At 72.6% G+C, this 17,631-nt stretch carries 15 protein-coding genes; 8 read left to right on the forward strand and 7 right to left on the reverse strand.

The features are described from left to right. Positions 1-91: 91 nt before the first annotated feature. Positions 92-1,495: an ATP-binding protein gene (locus ACFYOS_RS14955; protein ID WP_387140631.1), complete on the reverse strand. Its 1,404-nt coding sequence runs from the start codon at positions 1,493-1,495 to the stop codon at positions 92-94. An 80-nt stretch (positions 1,496-1,575) separates the two neighbouring features. Further along, positions 1,576-2,232: a response regulator transcription factor gene (locus ACFYOS_RS14960; RefSeq protein ID WP_387140633.1), complete on the reverse strand. Its 657-nt coding sequence runs from the start codon at positions 2,230-2,232 to the stop codon at positions 1,576-1,578. Between the two features lie 95 nt (positions 2,233-2,327). Between ACFYOS_RS14960 and ACFYOS_RS14965 the strand changes: the two genes are divergently transcribed. Then, entirely contained in the window at positions 2,328-3,476 is a 1,149-nt protein-coding gene (locus tag ACFYOS_RS14965; protein ID WP_387140635.1) for an outer membrane lipoprotein carrier protein LolA, read from the forward strand. Between the two features lie 293 nt (positions 3,477-3,769). Beyond that, entirely contained in the window at positions 3,770-5,989 is a 2,220-nt protein-coding gene (locus tag ACFYOS_RS14970; RefSeq protein WP_387141067.1) for a HelD family protein, read from the forward strand. 76 nt (positions 5,990-6,065) lie between these two features. On the opposite strand, the gene ACFYOS_RS14975 is transcribed toward ACFYOS_RS14970, so the two are convergent. Continuing rightward, a complete protein-coding gene (locus ACFYOS_RS14975) occupies positions 6,066-6,488 on the reverse strand; it encodes a hypothetical protein (RefSeq protein ID WP_387140638.1) in 423 nt (140 codons plus the stop codon). A gap of 287 nt (positions 6,489-6,775) precedes the next feature. On the opposite strand from ACFYOS_RS14975, the gene ACFYOS_RS14980 reads away from it, so the two are divergent. After that, complete coding sequence (locus tag ACFYOS_RS14980; RefSeq protein ID WP_387140641.1) at positions 6,776-7,153, forward strand: hypothetical protein; 378 nt, start codon at positions 6,776-6,778, stop codon at positions 7,151-7,153. A gap of 67 nt (positions 7,154-7,220) precedes the next feature. Here the strand turns inward: ACFYOS_RS14980 and ACFYOS_RS14985 are convergent, their stop codons facing one another. From ACFYOS_RS14985 to ACFYOS_RS14995, 3 genes are all read right to left on the reverse strand, one after another. Continuing rightward, positions 7,221-8,177, reverse strand: a complete 957-nt coding sequence (locus tag ACFYOS_RS14985; protein ID WP_387141070.1) for a sporulation protein — start codon at positions 8,175-8,177, stop codon at positions 7,221-7,223. 99 nt (positions 8,178-8,276) lie between these two features. Then, positions 8,277-9,053 carry a DeoR/GlpR family DNA-binding transcription regulator gene (locus ACFYOS_RS14990; protein ID WP_387140644.1) on the reverse strand — a complete coding sequence of 259 codons (777 nt, stop codon included), beginning with the start codon at positions 9,051-9,053 and terminating at the stop codon, positions 8,277-8,279. A gap of 38 nt (positions 9,054-9,091) precedes the next feature. After that, positions 9,092-11,110, reverse strand: coding sequence for a beta-galactosidase (locus tag ACFYOS_RS14995; RefSeq protein WP_387140647.1), 2,019 nt, complete (start codon positions 11,108-11,110; stop codon positions 9,092-9,094). Positions 11,111-11,388: 278 nt separating this feature from the next. Here ACFYOS_RS14995 and ACFYOS_RS15000 point away from each other — a divergent pair, with 278 nt between their 5' ends. From ACFYOS_RS15000 to ACFYOS_RS15015, 4 genes are read left to right on the forward strand one after another with little or no spacing between them, the layout of a single operon-like run. After that, entirely contained in the window at positions 11,389-12,717 is a 1,329-nt protein-coding gene (locus ACFYOS_RS15000) for an ABC transporter substrate-binding protein (protein WP_387140650.1), read from the forward strand. A gap of 22 nt (positions 12,718-12,739) precedes the next feature. After that, the gene (locus ACFYOS_RS15005; RefSeq protein WP_387140653.1) at positions 12,740-13,696 is read left to right on the forward strand and encodes a carbohydrate ABC transporter permease; all 957 of its coding nucleotides are present in this window, start codon (positions 12,740-12,742) and stop codon (positions 13,694-13,696) included. Further along, entirely contained in the window at positions 13,693-14,604 is a 912-nt protein-coding gene (locus ACFYOS_RS15010) for a carbohydrate ABC transporter permease (protein WP_387140656.1), read from the forward strand. The genes ACFYOS_RS15005 and ACFYOS_RS15010 overlap by 4 nt, the downstream gene beginning before the upstream one ends. Continuing rightward, the gene (locus tag ACFYOS_RS15015; protein ID WP_387140660.1) at positions 14,601-16,796 is read left to right on the forward strand and encodes an alpha-galactosidase; all 2,196 of its coding nucleotides are present in this window, start codon (positions 14,601-14,603) and stop codon (positions 16,794-16,796) included. The genes ACFYOS_RS15010 and ACFYOS_RS15015 overlap by 4 nt, the downstream gene beginning before the upstream one ends. A 65-nt stretch (positions 16,797-16,861) precedes the next feature. Here the strand turns inward: ACFYOS_RS15015 and ACFYOS_RS15020 are convergent, their stop codons facing one another. Beyond that, positions 16,862-17,023 (reverse strand): hypothetical protein, encoded by a 162-nt coding sequence (locus ACFYOS_RS15020; protein ID WP_387140663.1) that lies wholly within the window; start codon positions 17,021-17,023, stop codon positions 16,862-16,864. A gap of 154 nt (positions 17,024-17,177) precedes the next feature. Between ACFYOS_RS15020 and ACFYOS_RS15025 the strand changes: the two genes are divergently transcribed. After that, complete coding sequence (locus tag ACFYOS_RS15025; protein WP_387141073.1) at positions 17,178-17,570, forward strand: YciI family protein; 393 nt, start codon at positions 17,178-17,180, stop codon at positions 17,568-17,570. The last annotated feature ends 61 nt before the right edge of the window (positions 17,571-17,631 follow it).

Here is a 17,631-nt window from a genome sequence, read left to right on the forward strand (position 1 = left end):
GTGAGAAGGGTGTTGATGTCTGTCGTCACAAACGGATCATCAACACCCTTCGCTGCGCCCGCAGCCCCGCCCAGGGTTAGGACTTACTCGTCTAGTCCGCCTCCGGCTCGACCAGCGCCGGCAACCGGACAGTCACCCGCAGCCCCGGCCCACCGTCCGCCGCCGCGTCGGCGAGGTCGACCGTGCCGCCGGCCCGACGGACCAGTTCCCGCACGATGGCCAGTCCCAGGCCTGCCCCGCCGGCGTCCCGCGCCCGGGCGTCGTCCAGCCGGGTGAACCGCTGGAAGACCCGCTCCCGGTCGGCCGGCGGGATGCCGGGCCCGTCGTCGGTCACGGTCACCACGTGGTACGCCCGCTCCCCCGGCCCCGCCCCCCGCTGGGCGGGCACCGGCCCGTCCGGATCCGGGCCGGTCACCCCGAGCAGCACCTCGCCGCGGGCGTGCCGGAGCGCGTTGTCGACCAGGTTGGTGAGCACCCGGTGCAGCTCCCCCGGGTCCCCCTCGGTCCAGAGCGGCCCGGCCGGCAGCACCAGCCGCACCGGCGGCGACGGGTAGCGTGCGGCCACCCCGCGCAGCAGCTCGCCCAGCTCCACCGGGCCGAGGGTGCGCGGCGGCGCGTCGGGCCGGGCGGGCTGCTCGTCGAGGCGGGCCAGCAGCAGCAGGTCGTCGACGAGCCGGCCGAGCCGTTCGGTGTCGGCGAGCAGGTCCTCCGCCACCGCCGGCCAGTCGGTGGCGTCGCCCAGCCGCCGGGCCACCTCCAGCTCGGTCCGCATGTTGGTCAGCGGGCTGCGCAGCTCGTGCGCGGCGTCGGCGACGAGGGCCCGCTGCCGGGCGCGGGCCGCCGCCAACCGGTCCAGCATGTCGTTGAGGGTGACCGCCAGCCGCTGGATCTCGTCCCGGGCGGCCGGTACGGGCAGCCGCCCCGGACCGGCCCGGTCGGTGATCTCGGCGGCGCCGCTGCGCAACGCCTCCACCGGCCGCAGGGTGGCGCCGACCACCCGCCAGGCGACCACGGCCAGCCCGGCGACCAGCAGCGGGAAGCCCACCAGCAGCAGGGTCCGGACCACGTGCAGGCTGTGCCGGACGTCGGTCAGGGACTTGGCGACCAGCACGGTGAGCGGCTCGGCCGGGGTGCCCGCCGGCACGGTCACCACCCGCACCGGGCCGTTGAGCCCGACCCGCCGCCCGTCCACCACCAGCCGCTGGCGCTGCCCGGCGCGCAGCTGGTCGGTGCGGAGCATCGGCACCAGGCGGTCCGCGTCGATCGAGGCGGCTCGGATCCGGCCTGCTCCGTCGACCACCTGCACCTTGAGCTGACCGCCGGCCACCGGCAGCGGATCGGGCAGGGCCTCGGAGTCGGCGAGCAGCGCCACCGCGTCCGCGGTCCGCAACGCCTCGGCGTCGACCGTGCGCTGCAGCGTCCAGCCGAGCGCGCCGAGCAGCAGCGTCCCGCCGAGCGCGAGCCCGATGGCCAGCCCGAGCACGCCGATCGCCATCAGCCTCGCCCGCAGGCCGAGCGTGAGCAGGGGTCCCCTCCTGTGCCGGAGGCGAGACAAAGGGGCCCTTCCGGTCCGCCTCATGTGGCGAGCCGGTAGCCGGCGCCCCGGACCGTCTCCAGCCGCTCCCGGCCGATCTTGCGGCGCAGGTAGCCGACGTAGACCTCGACGGCGTTCGGGGCGGTGTCCAGGCTGGCGTCCCAGACGTGGTCCAGCAGTTCGGTCTTCGAGACCACCTGACCGGGCCGGCGCATCAGGTAGTCGAGCAGGGCGTACTCGCGGGCGGTCAGGGCCACCTCGGCGTCGGCCCGGGTCACCCGCCGCCGCGCCGGGTCCAGCCGAAGGTCGCCCACGGCCAGCACGGCGGGGCGTTCCGGCGCGCCGCGGCGCAGCAGCGCCCGCAGCCGGGCCAGCAGCACCACGTACGAGAAGGGCTTGGTGAGGTAGTCGTCCGCCCCGCAGTCCAATCCGTCGGCCTGGTCGTACTCGCCGTCCTTGGCCGACAGCATGAGCACCGGCAGCCACTGCTCCGCGGCCCGCAGCCGGCGCACCACCTCGTACCCGGACAGGCCGGGCAGCATCACGTCGAGGATCATCGCGTCGTAGTCACCGTGCCGGGCGGCGTCCAACCCGGCCGGGCCGGTGGACTCGACGTCCACCGCGAACCCCTCCGCCTGCAGGCCGCGCCGCAACGCGCCCGCGAGCCGCGACTCGTCCTCCACCACCAGCAACCGCACGCGTCCAGGGTGCCACCAGGTGACACCCCCTAGGGAATCTCCTCAGCGCCCTCACAGCGACCGGGGTGCAGCATTACGGTCAGGAGGTGTCCACCATGTCCGTATTGAAGAACCCCGCCGTGCTGCGGTGGCTGGTCCCGGTGACCGCGGGGGTCGCCGTGATCGGCGGCGCCGCCGCGGTCGGCACGTTCGCCGCAGCCGACCCCGCCCTGCCCCCACGTTCCGCCGCGCAGCTGCTGGAGGACCTGCGCACGGCCCGCCTCGACGGGCTCTCCGGCACCGTCGTGCAGCGCGCCGACCTCGGGCTGCCGCCGATCGCCGACCTGGCGGGGGCGGCCGGCGGGGACGAGCTGACCAGCCTGATCACCGGCACCCACACCCTGCGGGTCTGGTACGCGGGCCCGGACCGGCAGCGGCTCGCCCTGGTCGACACGCTCGGCGAGCGGGACGTGCTGCGCAACGGCCGCGACGTCTGGACCTGGAGCAGCCGGACCAACACCGCGTCGCACCGGACGCTGCCGGCGGACGGCGCGGCGACGCCGTCCGCGCCGGCCACCCCGGCCGACGCCGCCGACCGGGCGCTCGCCGCGATCGACCCGAGCACCGCGGTCACCGTCGGCCGGTCCGCCACCGTGGCCGGGCGGAGCGTGTACGAGCTGGTGCTCACCCCGCGCGACAAGGATTCCCTGGTGCACCAGGTGCGGATCGCGCTGGACGCGAAGGAGCACGTGCCGCTGCGCTTCGAGGTGCTCGCCGACGGTGCCGAGGAGCCGGCCTTCGAGGTCGCCTTCACCCAGGTCGACTTCCGCACGCCGGACGCGGACCAGTTCCGGTTCAACCCGCCGCCGGGGGTGACCGTGACCGAGCAGCCGGCCACCGGGGGCGGCCCGGCCGGCAAGCACCTGCCGGACGCCGACCTGGCCAAGCCGGGGGCCGACCGGGGCAAGGACGCGCCGGACGTGCGTACCGTCGGCACCGGCTGGACCACGGTGCTGGTGGCGAAGCTCGACGCGGCCGGCGGCGCTGCCCGGGGTGCGAAGCCGGCCGGACCGGCCGGCGGCCCCGATGCGGCGGGCGCCGACGCGATCGCCAAGGTGCTCGGCGGGCTGCCGAAGGTGAGCGGGGACTGGGGCAGCGGGCGGCTGCTCACCGGGAAGCTGTTCAGCGTGCTGCTCACCGACGACGGCCGGGTGCTCGCCGGCCTGGTCACGCCGGAGCGGCTCTACCAGGCCGCCCGGGGCTGAACCGGGAGCAGGGCCCGTCGGGGGTCCGGTCGGCGTGAGCCGGCCGGGCCCCCGATCCGTGTTCCGGGGTCTGCGGCGCGGCGGTGTGACGTCGTCGCGGGCGGCCGGGCAAGCTTGGTCCGGCGGCGGGCCACGCGGTATCTTTCTCAGTTCAAACGCAAAAAGGAATGGCGATAAAACGCCATTCCTGCGCTCATTTTAGCCAATGAGGAGCCGGCTTGTCAACCCACTCCGACGTATCGGGTGAGCTGCACCAGGACGACGAGATCGGTCGCGAGCAGGAGTACGTCTCGATGCTCTACGACCGGCTGGACGGCATGCGGGAGCAGGCCGCCCGACGGCTCACCGAGGAGCTGCAGACCACCGGCGGCACGTTGCAGGCCCGGTCGCAGCGGGACTCCGCCGTCGGGATGTACGCCGAGCAGGTCGAGCGGTTCTCCGCGGTGGAGAGCGGCCTGTGCTTCGGCCGCCTCGACGGCGACGACGGCGCCCGCCGCTACATCGGCCGGATCGGCATCTTCGACACCGGCGGCGACTACGACCCGCTGCTGATGGACTGGCGCGCCCCGGCCGCCCGCGCCTTCTACCTCGCCACCGCCGCCAACCCGCAGGGTGTCCGCCGGCGCCGGCACCTGCGCACCCGGGAGCGAAAGGTCACCGGCCTCAACGACGAGGTGCTGGACATCGCCACCGCCTCTCCGACCGCCCATGAGGAGCTGACCGGCGAGGCGTCCCTGCTCGCGGCGCTGAACGCCGGCCGCACCGGCCGGATGCGCGACATCGTCGAGACCATCCAGGCCGAGCAGGACCGGATCATCCGCGCCGACCTGCCGGGCGTCATGGTGGTGCAGGGCGGCCCCGGCACCGGCAAGACCGCGGTGGCGCTGCACCGGGCCGCCTACCTGCTCTACACGCACCGGGAGCAGCTCTCCACCCGGGGCGTGCTGCTGGTCGGCCCGAACGCCACCTTCCTGCGCTACATCTCCCAAGTGCTCCCGACACTGGCCGAGACGGGCGTGCTGCTCCGCACCCAGGCCGACCTCTTCCCCGGGGTGAGCGCCCGGCGCAGCGAGCCGGCGGAGACCGCCGCGCTGAAGGGGCGCGCGGTGCTGGCCGAGGTGCTGGCGAACGCCGTCCGGGACCGGCAGTGGGTGCCCGACGAGCCGCTGGAGATCGAGCTGCCGCAGCAGGAGATCCTCACCCTCGACCCGGCGGTCGTCCGCCAGGCCCGGGACCGGGTCCGCCGGTCGCAGCGACCGCACAACCTGGCCCGGGCGCTGTTCGACGTCGAGATCGTCCACGCGCTCGCCGCCCAGGTCGCCGAGCGGATCGGTGCCGACCCGCTCGGCGGGGAGAACCTGCTCTCCGAGGCCGACGTCGCCGAGATCCGCCGGGAGCTGCGCGAGGAGCCCGAGGTCCGCGCCGCCCTGGACGAGCTCTGGCCGGTGCTCACCCCGCAGCGCCTGCTCGCCGACCTGTACGCCAGCGACGAGCGGATCGCCGCCGCCGCGCCGATGCTCACCGACGCCGAGCGCGCACTGCTGCGCCGCGAGCCGGGCGGCTGGACGCCGGCCGACGTGCCGCTGCTGGACGAGGCGGCCGAGCTGCTCGGCGAGGACGAGCGCGCCGCCGTCGCCCGCCGCGAGCGGCTGCGGGCCCTGGAACGCGAGTACGCCGAGGGCGTGCTCGAGATCTGGCGCGGCTCCCGCTCCATCGATGTCGAGGACGAGGCGGACGGCGGTGAGATCCTCGGCGTCACCGACCTGATCGATGCCGACCGGCTGTCGGAACGGCAGGAGGACGCCGAACGGCTGACCACCGCGCAGCGGGCCGCCGCCGACCGGAGCTGGGCGTTCGGGCACGTCATCGTCGACGAGGCACAGGAGCTGTCGCCGATGGCGTGGCGGCTGCTGATGCGCCGCTGCCCGAGCCGGTCGATGACCATCGTCGGCGACGTGGCGCAGACCGGGGCGCTCTCCGGCACCCCGTCCTGGCAGGAGGCCCTCGAACCGTACGTGGCGGACCGGTGGCGGCTGGAGGAGCTGACCGTCAGCTACCGCACCCCGGCCGAGATCATGGCGGTCGCCGCCGACGTGCTCAGCGCGATCGACCCGGCGCTGCGCCCGCCCCGCTCGGTACGCTCCAGCGGCGTGCCGCCGTGGGACCGTACGGTCGAGGCGGGCCGGCTCGCCGCCGAACTCGTCGAGGCGACGGCGCGGGAGGCGACCGGGCTGGCCGACGGACGGCTCGGGGTGATCGTGCCGACCGGCCGGGTGGACGAGCTGGGCGCGGCGGTCGTCGCCGCCCTGCCCGAGGCGGCGGTCGGCGAGCAGCCGGAGCTGGAGAACCGGGTGGTGCTGCTCACCACCGAGCAGGCCAAGGGCCTGGAGTTCGACTCGGTGCTGGTGGTCGAGCCGGAGCGGATCGTCGCCGAGTCCCCCCGCGGCCACAGCGACCTCTACGTCGCCCTCACCCGCGCCACCCAGCGCCTCGGCATCCTCCGCGTGGCCTGACCCTCGCCGGCCGCGCCTGTGTCGATCATGAGGTTGACGGCGATCTCGATCTCCCCGAGTGCCGCCAACCTCATGATCAGCCAGGGTTCGGCTCTTCGTCGGTGAAGTTGCCGACCTGGCTGCCGCTGCTGGACGCGTCGCTGGTGGAGCCGCCGGCCGGGGTGCTCAGGCCGCCGGTGGTGGCGTCGCCGGTGGTGGTCGGCGCCACCGTGCCCCGGTGCCGCTCCGGCTGCCGGGCCAACCGGCGGGCGCTGGCCGGCCCGGCGGTGCCACCGGTCGTGGTGATCGCACCCTGACCGCGGGTCGGTCCCCCGTCGCGCAACACGTTGGCGTCCACCGGGGTGTGCGCCGGGTCGTCCGGATCCTCCTCCTGGATCACCCGCAGCACATCGGTCTGCGGCACGGTGACCTCGTCGAGCGCGCCCTTGCCGTACACGCCACCGGCGACCCGCTCCTCGGCCCGCCGCGCGGCGTCCTGCCGCATGTCGTCCTCACGCACGTCAACCACCTCGCAGACGTCTCGGGATCTTCCGTGCGTGCCCGACGACCGGCCGCCCAAACCGGCCCGCCCCGCCCCGCCACCCGCACGTCCGCTCCATGCCCGGCCGTCCGGTTCCACCGGCGCCGGCCGGCTGCTCCTATTCGGCCGGGGGCCGGCGTTACCTCGCCGGGGGCCCGGGTAGACGGTGGGTGCCCCCGCCACGAACGCGAACCGTGCCGTGGCCGAAACGCGGTAGCGGGGCGAGGGAGTGAGGGAACGACTCATCGCATCCTGAGGAGGACCAGATGAGCACGCAGGCCGCATCGACCAGGCCCATGAACCGGCCGGCGCAGGACATGCAGAACCGGGCGGCCATGCAGGAGACGCCCACCCGCCCGATGCCGGTGATGGGCGACGGGCACCGGGAGCGGATGCCGTCGCCGGGCACCGAGACCAAGCAGGCGTTCTTGACCACCGAGTTCTGGGTGTACGCCGCCGCCATCGTGGTCGTGGTGATCGCCGCGTTGTGGCGTGGCCCCGCCACCAACGGGCTGAACATCAACAACCCGAACGCGGCATGGTGGTACCTGACCGTCCTGACCGGCGCCTACCTGGTGAGCCGTGGTCTGTCCAAGGCCGGTACCGCGCGCCGTTCCGTAGCGGAGCGCCGATCCCGACAGTGACGAGCGCAGGACCCGAGAACGACGGTGGCCCCGGGAATCACCCCGGGGCCACCGTCGTACGTCGTGGCTACTCGCCTCCGAAGTCGCCGAAGTCGCCGAAGTCGCCCTCGAAGGCGTCCTCGATCAGCTCGCCGGCGACCAGGCCGCCGACCACGCCCAGCGCGGCGCCCGCCACCATGCCGCCCATCCCGGAGCCACGGTGGCCGTGGTGCCCGTGCGGCGCCCCGAAGCCGTGGGCGCGCAGGTTGCCGTAGCGCGAGGTGGTCTCGCGCAGCCAGCCGTCCACCACCTGGACCCAGTCGGTGCGGTCGGCGTCGCTGTGCGGGACGGCGTACCGGCCGAAGACGTCGTGCCCGGCCGTGAGGAAGCCGCCGCGCTTGTCGCACTCCAGCACCACCTCGACACCCCGCTGGCTGGTCACGAAGGTCAGCTCGACCTCGTTGATCACCTGGGCGTACTGCGGCGCGGCGAAGAACTCGATCTCCTGGTAGAACGGCAGCGTCTGCTGCACGCCGTGGATCCGGCCGCGCTCCAGGTCGGCGTGCTTGAACCGGAAGCCCAGCGCCTGGAAGGCGTCGAGGATCCGCTCGTGGATCGGCAGCGGGTGCACCGCCACGTGGTCCAGGTCGCTCTGGTCCACCGCCCGGGCCACCGCCAGCTCGGTACGCAGCCCCATGGTCATGCCGTGCAGCCGCTGGCCGTAGACGTCGGTGACCGGGGTCTCCCACGGCACCGGCAGCTGGAACGGGATGGACAGCTGCTGCTTCGGGGCGAGCTCGAAGGCACCGCTGACCGGCATCCGGTGGAACTCCATGATGCCGGCGTACTCGGAGTCGCCGCCCTCGATCTCCACCCGGGTGACCAGGCTGACGGTGACCTGCTCGATGCTGGCCGGCGTGTCGCCACCGATCAGGTTGACGTGCCCGTCGAGGGTCAGGCCGGGCCGGGTGTTCGGGTTGGTCAGCACCGTGTCCACGCTCGGGCCGCCCACGCCGAACGCGCTCAGCATCTTCTTGAAGACCATCGCCACTCCCGCTTTCACCGTCGGCACGCTCCACCCTGGAGCGCGCGGGACCACGAAGGGCACCCTAACCCGCGGCGCTGTGAAGTGGCTGTGAGCGGCTCACTGGACGTCGACGACGATCAGCTCGCCGACCTGCTCGCCGATCTGGCGGCGGGCCTCCGCCGGCAGTCCGCCGTCGGTGATCAGCACATCGGCCTCCTCCAGCGGGGCGATGGTGGCGATGCCGATGGTCTCCCACTTGGTGTGGTCGGCCAACACGACCAGCCGCCGGGCCGCGTCGATCAGCCGCTTGTTCACCGCCGCCTCCAGCAGGTTCGGGGTGGTGAACCCGGTCCGCGGGCTCATCCCGTGCACCCCGAGGAAGAGCAGGTCGACGTTGAGCGCGGCGATGGCGGCCTCGGCCACCGGCCCGGTCAGCGCGTGGGACGGCGTACGGATGCCGCCGGTGAGCACGACGGTCTGGTCCGGACGGGGGTTCTGGTAGAGCACGTCGGCGACCGGAATCGAGTTGGTGACCACGGTGAGGCCGCGTACGTCGGCCAGCCGGGCGGCGAGGGCGGCGGTGGTGGTGCCGGCGGAGAGCGCGATCGCCATGCCCGGCTCGACCAGGCCGGCGGCCCGTTCCGCGATGGCCCGCTTCTCGTCCTGCTGCCGGATCGACTTGGCGGCGAAGCCCGGCTCGTCGGCCGAGCCCGGGCCGGCCAGCGTCGCTCCGCCGTGGACCTTGTCGACCAGACCCCGTTCGGCGAGCACCTCCAGGTCCCGCCGGATCGTCATGTCCGACACGCCGAAGCGGCTGACCAGGTGGCTGACCCGGACGCCGCCACGCTGGCGGATCAGCTCCAGGATGGCGCTCTGGCGTTGCTGGGCGAGCATGTCACCTCCTCTACGTGCGCGAGGCACGGTACGCGGGATCAGGCGGCCTCGGCCGCCGGGTCCCCGGCGGCGGGCTCCTCACGGACCACCGCCACCTCCCCCGCCGGCACCACCAGCTCGCCGTCGGACCAGCCACCGCCGAGCAGCTCGGCGCCGGTGACGGCCAGCCGGGCGTCGGCGTCGGTGTGGTTGATGACGAAGAGCCAGCTCCGGTCGGCGGCCCGGCGACGGACCACCTCCACCCCCGTGGGGGCGGCCACCGGCGGCCGGACACCGGACTCGGCGAGCAGCCGGGCGACGAGCCGGTCGGAGGCCGGGTCGTCGAGCCGGGTGCCGAGGTACCAGGCCACGCCGGCGCCGACCGGGTGCCGGGTCAGCGCGGGCACCCCGGGCAGCGGCCCGTCGGCGTACGACGCGAGCACCTCCGCGCCCTCGGCGTGCAGCCATTCGGTCCACACGTCGGCGGTCGAGCCGTCGTCGAGGCGTACCCGCTCGCCTGCGGGGAGCGGGAAGAACTCCTCGGTCCGCACGCCGAGCAGGTCGCGGAACGCGCCCGGGTAGCCGCCGAGCCGGATGTGGTCGTGCTCGTCGACGATGCCGCTGAAGTAGGTGACCAGCACGGTCCCGCCCGCCTCGACGTACCGGCGCAGCGCGTCGGCGTCGGCGTCGCGGACCAGGTAGAGGGTGGGCACCAGGACCAGCTTGTACCGGGACAGGTCGGCCGACGGGTGCACCACGTCGGCGGTGACCCCGGCGCGCCAGAGCGCGCCGTGCAGCGCGGCCAGCCGGTCGACGTAGGTGACGTCGACGCTGGGGTGGGAGTCGAGTTCGGCGCCCCACCAGGCCTCGTAGTCGAACAGGATCGCCACGTCGGCGTCGACCCGGCTGCCGCGTACCTCGGCGAGGGCCCGCAGGTCGGCGCCGAGCCGGCAGACCTCGCGGAACACCTTGGTGTCCGGGCCGGCGTGCGGGACCAGCGCGGAGTGGAACTTCTCGGCGCCGGCCCGGGAGGCCCGCCACTGGAAGAAGAGGACTCCGTCGGCGCCGCGGGCCACGTGCGCGAGGCTGTTGCGGCGCAGCTGGCCGGGCGTCTTCGCGACGTTGCGCGGCTGCCAGTTGACCGCGCTGGTGGAGTGCTCCATCAGCAGCCACGGCGCGCCGCCGGCGACGCCGCGGGTGTGGTCGGCCGCGAGGGCCAGGTCGACCTGCGGCTGCGGGGCGGCGGCGATCAGGTAGTGGTCGTTGGCGACCAGATCCACGTCGGACGCCCAGGAGTGGTAGTCCAGGTGTTTCACGCCGGTGCCGATCATGAAATTCGTGGTGACCGGCTGGGGGGCGAGCCGGGTCAACAGTTCCCGCTCGGCCCGCAACTGGGCCCGCTGCTCGTCCGAGGAGAAGCGCAGGAAGTCGAGCTGCTGCGTCGGGTTGGCGAAGGTGGGCGCGGTACGTGGCGGGTTGACCTCGACCCAGTCGTGGTAGCGCTGGCTCCAGAACGCGGTCCCCCAGGCGGCGTTGAGCGAGTCCAGGTCGCCGTAGCGGTCGCGCAGCCAGCGGCGGAACGCCTCGGCGCTGACGTCGCAGTAGCAGTGCACGTTGTGGCAGCCCAGCTCGTTGGAGACGTGCCACATGACCACGGCCGGATGGTCGGCGTACCGGCCGGCGACGGCCTCGATCAGGGCGAGCGAGCGCTCCCGGAAGACCGGCGAGCTGGGGCAGTACGCCTGCCGGCCGCCGGGCCAGAGGATGGTCCCGTCGGCCCGGCGGGGCAGCGTCTCCGGGTGGCGGTGGGCCAGCCAGGGCGGCGGGCTGGCGGTGGCGGTGGCCAGGTCGACGCTGATCCCGCCGTCGTGCAGCAGGTCGATCGCGCGGTCCAGCCAGCCGAACTCGAACTTCCCGGGCTCCGGTTCGAGCAGGGCCCAGGAGAAGATCCCGACCGAGACGAGGTTGACCCCGGCCCGCCGCATCAGCGCAATGTCCTCGACCCAGGTCTGCTCGGGCCACTGCTCGGGGTTGTAGTCGGCGCCGTACCAGATGCTCTCGCCCTGCCAGTTCCGCATGACAGCAGAGCGTGCCCCCGAACGACACCCAAGTCAACACTTTCCAACATCGACAGATTTCCAACGTTTACCGTTTCCCGACCGCGTAACAACTGGGTTATTGCTGTCCTTCTGCCCTCTTGACAGCGCCGAACCAAGGGGTAGCTTCAACCGCCACCGGCTGTTTGTGTTCGGACATGTGGATTCACGGTGGATCCACCGCTGCCGGCACGAACACCGATCCCCGCCACCCATCACGGCCCTTGGGCGCAGCGCACCTCTTCCACGCAGGAGGCACAATGTCCCGTCCCCGTACCGAAGCCGAGTACCTCGCCCGACTCGTACCCCCGTCCATCGCCGGCCTGAACCGCCGCTCGCTGCTCGCCGGCGCGGCCGGCGCGGGCGCGCTGCTCGGCACGGGACTGCTGGCCGGCTGCGGCTCCGACTCCGACTCCGGCGCCGGCTCGAAGACGGTCTCGGTCGGCTCCAACGCTTCGGACCCGACGCCGAAGGACGTCCTCGCCAAGCTGGCGGCCGGCTTCCAGAGCTCGTCCGGGGTCCAGGTCGCGATCAACACGGTCGACCACAACACCTTCCAGGAGAACATCAACAACTACCTGCAGGGCAAGCCGGACGACGTGTTCACCTGGTTCGCCGGCTACCGGATGCGGTTCTTCGCGGCCAAGGGCCTGGCCGGGGACGTCAGCGACGTCTGGGGCAAGCTCTCCGGGTTCTCGGACGCGTTCAAGAAGGCGTCCACCGGGGACGACGGCAAGCAGTACTTCGTGCCGGCGTCGTACTACCCGTGGGCGGTCTTCTACCGCAAGTCCGTCTGGCAGCAGCACGGCTACCAGGTGCCGAAGACCCTCGACGATTTCAACACGCTCGGCGCGCAAATGAAGAAGGACGGCCTGAACCCGATCGCCTTCGCCGACAAGGACGGCTGGCCGGCGATGGGCACCTTCGACATCCTGAACCTGCGGATCAACGGCTACCAGTTCCACGTCGACCTGATGGCCGGCAAGGAGGCGTGGACCTCCGACAAGGTGAAGAAGGTCTTCGACACCTGGGCCGGGCTGCTGCCGCTGCACCAGCCGGACGCGCTGGGCCGGACCTGGCAGGAGGCCGCCCAGTCGCTGCAGCAGAAGAAGAGCGGCATGTACCTGCTCGGCCTCTTCGTCGCCCAGCAGTTCAACAACGACGAGCAGGACGACATCGACTTCTTCACCTTCCCGGAGATCGACTCGACCATCGGGGCCAAGGCGCTGGACGCGCCGATCGACGGCTACATGATGGCCCGCAAGCCGAAGTCCGAGGCGAACGCCAAGAAGCTGCTGGAGTACATCGGCGGCGTCGACGCCGCGAACATCATGGTGAAGGGCGACCCCGGCACCCTGGTGGCCAACAGCGGCGGGGACACCAGCGGCTACACCGCACTGAAGAAGAAGGCCGCCGAGCTGGTCGGCTCGGCCACCGAGATCGCCCAGTTCCTCGACCGGGACACCCGGCCGGACTTCGCCTCGACCGTGATGATCCCGGCGTTGCAGCAGTTCATCAAGAACCCGAAGGACATCAGCGGGCTGCTGACCAGCATCGAGAACCAGAAGAAGTCGATCTTCACCAGCTGACGGCGGAAAGGGGGAGGACACCATGTCCGACCTGCCCCTGATCCAAGCGGATCGCGCCGTACCGCCGCCGGCCGCGACCACCTCCACGGGTGGTCGTGGCCGCCGGCTGCGGCTCCTGTCCCGCACCGACCGCGTGGTGATCACGCTGATGGTGCTGGTACCCCTGCTGCTCGTCGTCGGCCTGGTCTGGCTGCCGGCGGCGGCGACCGTGCTGCTCTCCGGCACCAACTGGGACGGCATCGGCCCGCTCGGCGACATCAACTGGGTCGGCCTGAAGAACTACGACGACGTGGTGAACATCTACCCGCCGTTCGTGCCGGCGGTCCAGCACAACCTGCTCTGGCTGGCCGCGCTCTTCGTGGTGGCCACGCCGTTCGGCATGTTCCTCGCCGTGCTGCTCGACAAGGAGCTGCGCGGCAGCCGGTTCTACCAGACCGCGCTCTACCTGCCGGTGGTGCTCTCCCTGGCGCTGATCGGCTTCGTCTGGCAGCTCATCTACAGCCGCGACCAGGGCCTGCTCAACGCGCTGCTCGGCGGCGACACCGACTGGTACGGCGACCCGCACGTCAACATCTGGGCGGTGCTCGTCGCCTCCGGCTGGCGGCACGTCGGCTACATCATGCTGCTCTACCTGGCCGGCCTGAAGGGCGTCGACCCGTCGCTGCGGGAGGCCGCCGCGGTGGACGGCTCCTCGGAGACCAGCACCTTCTTCCGGGTGGTCTTCCCGGTGATGCGCCCGATCAACATCATCGTGCTGGTGGTGACGGTGATCGAGTCGCTGCGCGCGTTCGACCTGGTCTGGGTGGTCAACAAGGGCCGCAACGGCCTGGAGCTGATCTCCGCGCTGGTCACCCAGAACGTGGTCGGCGAGGCCAGCCGGATCGGCTTCGGCTCGGCCCTGGCGACGATCATGCTGGTCGTCTCCCTGGTCTTCATCACCCTCTACCTGGCCACCGTGATGCGGGAGGACCGGCGATGAGCACTGTGACGCTGACCCGGGAGCCCACGGCCGCCGCGCCGGCCGGGCGCCGCCGGCCGCTGCGGCCCGCCCGGGTGGTCCTGCACCTCTTCCTGGGTACGGTCGCCGTCGGCTGGCTCTTCCCGATCCTCTGGGCGGTGCTGACCTCGCTGCGGTCGTACGAGTACACGGCCACCAACGGCTACGTCTCGCTCGGCGGCTGGACCTTCGACAACTACGTAACCGCCTGGAAGACCGCCGACTTCGGCAAGCACTTCCTCAACTCGGTCTACATCACCGTCCCGGCGGTGCTGCTGACGCTCTTCCTCGCCTCCTGCGTGGCGTTCGTGATCGCCCGGTTCAGCTGGAAGCTCAACATCGCCCTGCTCGGCCTGTTCACCGCGGCGAACCTGCTGCCGCAGCAGGCCCTGCTGATCCCGCTGTTCCGGATGTTCACCGAGATCCCGCTGCCCGGCTGGATGAGCGACTCGGAGTTGCTCTACGACAGCTACTGGGGGCTGATCCTGGTCAACGTCGCCTTCCAGTGCGGCTTCTGCGTCTTCGTGTTGAGCAACTACATGAAGGCCCTGCCGCACGAGCTGTACGAGGCGGCGATGGTCGACGGGGCGAGCGTCTGGCGGCAGTACTGGCAGGTCACCATGCCACTGTGCCGGCCCGCCCTGGCCGCGCTGGCCACCCTCGAGGTGACCTGGATCTACAACGAGTTCTTCTGGGCCACCGTGCTGATGCGCACCGGCGACAAGTTCCCGGTGACCAGCTCGCTGAACAACCTGCGCGGCGAGTTCTTCACCGACAACAACCTCGTCTCGGCCGGCTCGGTACTGGTCGCGATCCCCACCCTGGTGATCTTCTTCCTGTTGCAGAAGCAGTTCGTCCGGGGCCTGACCCTGGGAGCCAGCAAGGGATGACGATCGTCCACCTGCGCCGCGCGCGGACCAGCCTGGTGCTCGACGCGCGCGGCCCCGGGCTGCCCCGGGTCGTGCACTGGGGCACCGACCTCGGCCCGCTGCCGGCCGACGAGCTGCCCGCGCTGGTCGACGCCACCATCCCGCCGTTGGTGCCGAGCAGCTTCGACGCGCCGACGGTGCTGTCGCTGCTGCCCGAGGCGAGCGCCGGCTGGAGCGGCCGCCCCGGCCTGGCCGGGCACCGCGACGGCCGGGACTGGTCCACCGCGTTCCGCCTCGACACCCTCGACGTCGACGACCCGCGTGGCGACGGCGCGGACGCGGTGGGCGTATCCGAGCAGGACCGGGACCACGACGGGGCCGCGGCCGCGCGGGTGACCGTGCGGGCGACGGACCCGGGCGCGGGACTGGCCCTGACCGTCGAGCTCACCCTGGATCCGGCCGGGCTGCTGATGCTGCGGCACCGGCTGCGCAACGACGGCGACGCCCCGTACGAGGTGCGTGAGCTGACCCCGGTGCTGCCGGTGCCGGCGGTCGCCACCGAGCTGCTCGACCTCACCGGGCGCTGGTGCCGGGAACGCACGCCGCAGCGGCACCCGTGGCCGATGGGCGCCTGGGTCCGCGAGGGCCGGCACGGCCGGACCGGGCACGACGCGACGCTGCTGCTGGTCGCCGGAACCCCGGGCTTCGGCTTCGGGCATGGCGAGGTGTGGGCGGTGCACACCGCGTGGAGCGGCGACCACGTCACGGTGGCCGAGCGCCGCCCGACCGGCGAGTCCACCCTGGGGGGCGGCGAGCTGCTGACCCCCGGCGAGATCGTGCTCGCCCCCGGCGCGGAGTACGCCACTCCCCTGCTCTACGCGGTCCACTCCGCCGAAGGGCTGGACGGGCTCAGCGACGTGCTGCACACCCACCTGCGGGCCCGCCCGCAGCACCCGCGCACCCCGCGCCCGGTCACCCTGAACGTCTGGGAGGCGGTCTACTTCGACCACGACCTGGACCGGCTCAAGGGCCTCGCCGACCGGGCCGCCGAGGTGGGCGTGGAACGGTTCGTCGTCGACGACGGCTGGTTCCGGGGCCGCCGGCACGACCGGGCCGGGCTCGGTGACTGGTGGGTCGACGACGACGTGTGGCCGGACGGGCTGCAACCCCTCATCGACCACGTGCGTGGGCACGGGATGCAGTTCGGGCTCTGGGTGGAACCGGAGATGGTCAACCCGGACTCGGAGGTGTTCCGCGCCCACCCGGACTGGGTGCTCCAGGCGCCCGGCCGGCTGCCGCCGGAATGGCGCCACCAGCAGGTGCTCGACCTGGCGCACCCGGAGGCGTACGCCCACCTGCTCGATCGGCTGGACGCGGTGCTCAAGGAGCACGACGGGATCGCGTACCTGAAGTGGGACCACAATCGGGACCTCACCGAGGCCGGGCACGCCGGCCGGCCGGGGGTGCACGGTCAGACCGTGGCGGTCTACCGGCTCCTCGACGAACTGCGCGCCCGGCACCCCGGCGTGGAGATCGAGAGCTGCTCGTCCGGCGGTGCGCGGGTCGACCTGGAGATCCTGCGGCGCACCGACCGGGTCTGGGCCAGCGACTGCAACGACGCCCTGGAACGGCTGTCCGTCCAGCGCTGGACCGGCCTGCTGCTCCCGCCCGAACTGGTCGGCACCCACATCGGCCCGGAGCGCTCACACACCACCCACCGGGTGCACGACCTGAGCTTCCGGGCGGTCACCGCGCTCTTCGGCCACCACGGCATCGAATGGGACATCAGCGGGATCACCGCGACCGAGCGGGCCGAACTCGCCGCCTGGGTGGCGCTGCACAAACGACTCCGCCCGCTGCTGCACGGCGGCCGGGTGGTCCGGCTCGACCACGCCGACCCGGCCGTCCAGGCGCACGGCGTGGTCGCCCACGACCGCTCCCACGCGGTGTACGCGGTCTCCCGGCTGACCACCTCGGCGGCGCAGGTGCCCGGCATGCTGCGGCTGCCCGGCCTCGACCCGTCCCGGCGCTACCTGGTCCGCCCGCCGGCCGGGGTACCGGAACCGGCGCTGCTCCAGCTGACCCCGCCGGGGTGGCTGGCCGCCGACCACGGCGTGACGCTGAGCGGGTCGGTGCTGGGTGCCGTGGGGCTCCAGCTGCCGGCCCTGCACCCGGAGCAGGCGCTGCTGCTGGAGATCAGCGCGGTGCAGTGAGGATCGGGTGCGTTTGTTGCCGCTGGGGCGACAACAAACGCACCCAAAGGCTGAGCAGCGACCCGTCAGGCGGGCAGGTGGTCGGTCCACTCCGCGGTGAGGGTGAACATGCGGTCCCCGTCCAGCGAGACCCGGGCACCGTCCGGCGTACGGACATGTCCGTCGAACAGCTCCCGAAACGCGTCGGGATCCCCGTCGCGTATCCGGGCGCGCACACTCATCTCCACATGTCACACCTGTCCGCCCGGCCGCCCCGGTTCCCGACGAAGTTTCTCGGAATTTTCTCGCCGACGGATGTCGAGAAGCGGGGTGGCAGCTTCTACCGGAGGGTGGAAGCATCGAGAATCGGTGCTCGGACGTGAGGAGCGAACCGTGAAGTACATGCTGCTGATGCAGTTCAGCGCCGCCGGCGCCGACTTCCCGTCGATCGACACCTGGACGCCCGAGGAGATCCAGGCGCACATCGGCTTCATGCGGGAGGTCAACGCGAAGCTCACCGCCGACGGGGAGTGGGTCCAGGCGGAGGGCCTGGGCGGGCCGCAGCAGGCGCGGATCGTCCGGGCCGGCGAGAACGGCGCTCCGGTGGTCACCGAAGGGCCGTTCGCGGAGACGAAGGAGTTCCTCGCCGGCTGGTGGATCGTGGACTGCGAGACCCCGCAGCGGGCGGTGGAGATCGCCGCGCACATCTCCACCGCGCCCGGCCCCGGCGGACGGCCGCTGAACATGCCGATCGAGGTGCACCCGGTCATGTCGGCCCCGCCCCAGGAGCTCTGACCCCTGGCCGTCCCGGGCCACACCGTCGAGGACCTGCTGCGCGAGCTGGCGCCGCAGGTCC

Source organism: Micromonospora sp. NPDC005806, assembly GCF_042871425.1.
Lineage (GTDB): Bacteria > Actinomycetota > Actinomycetes > Mycobacteriales > Micromonosporaceae > Micromonospora.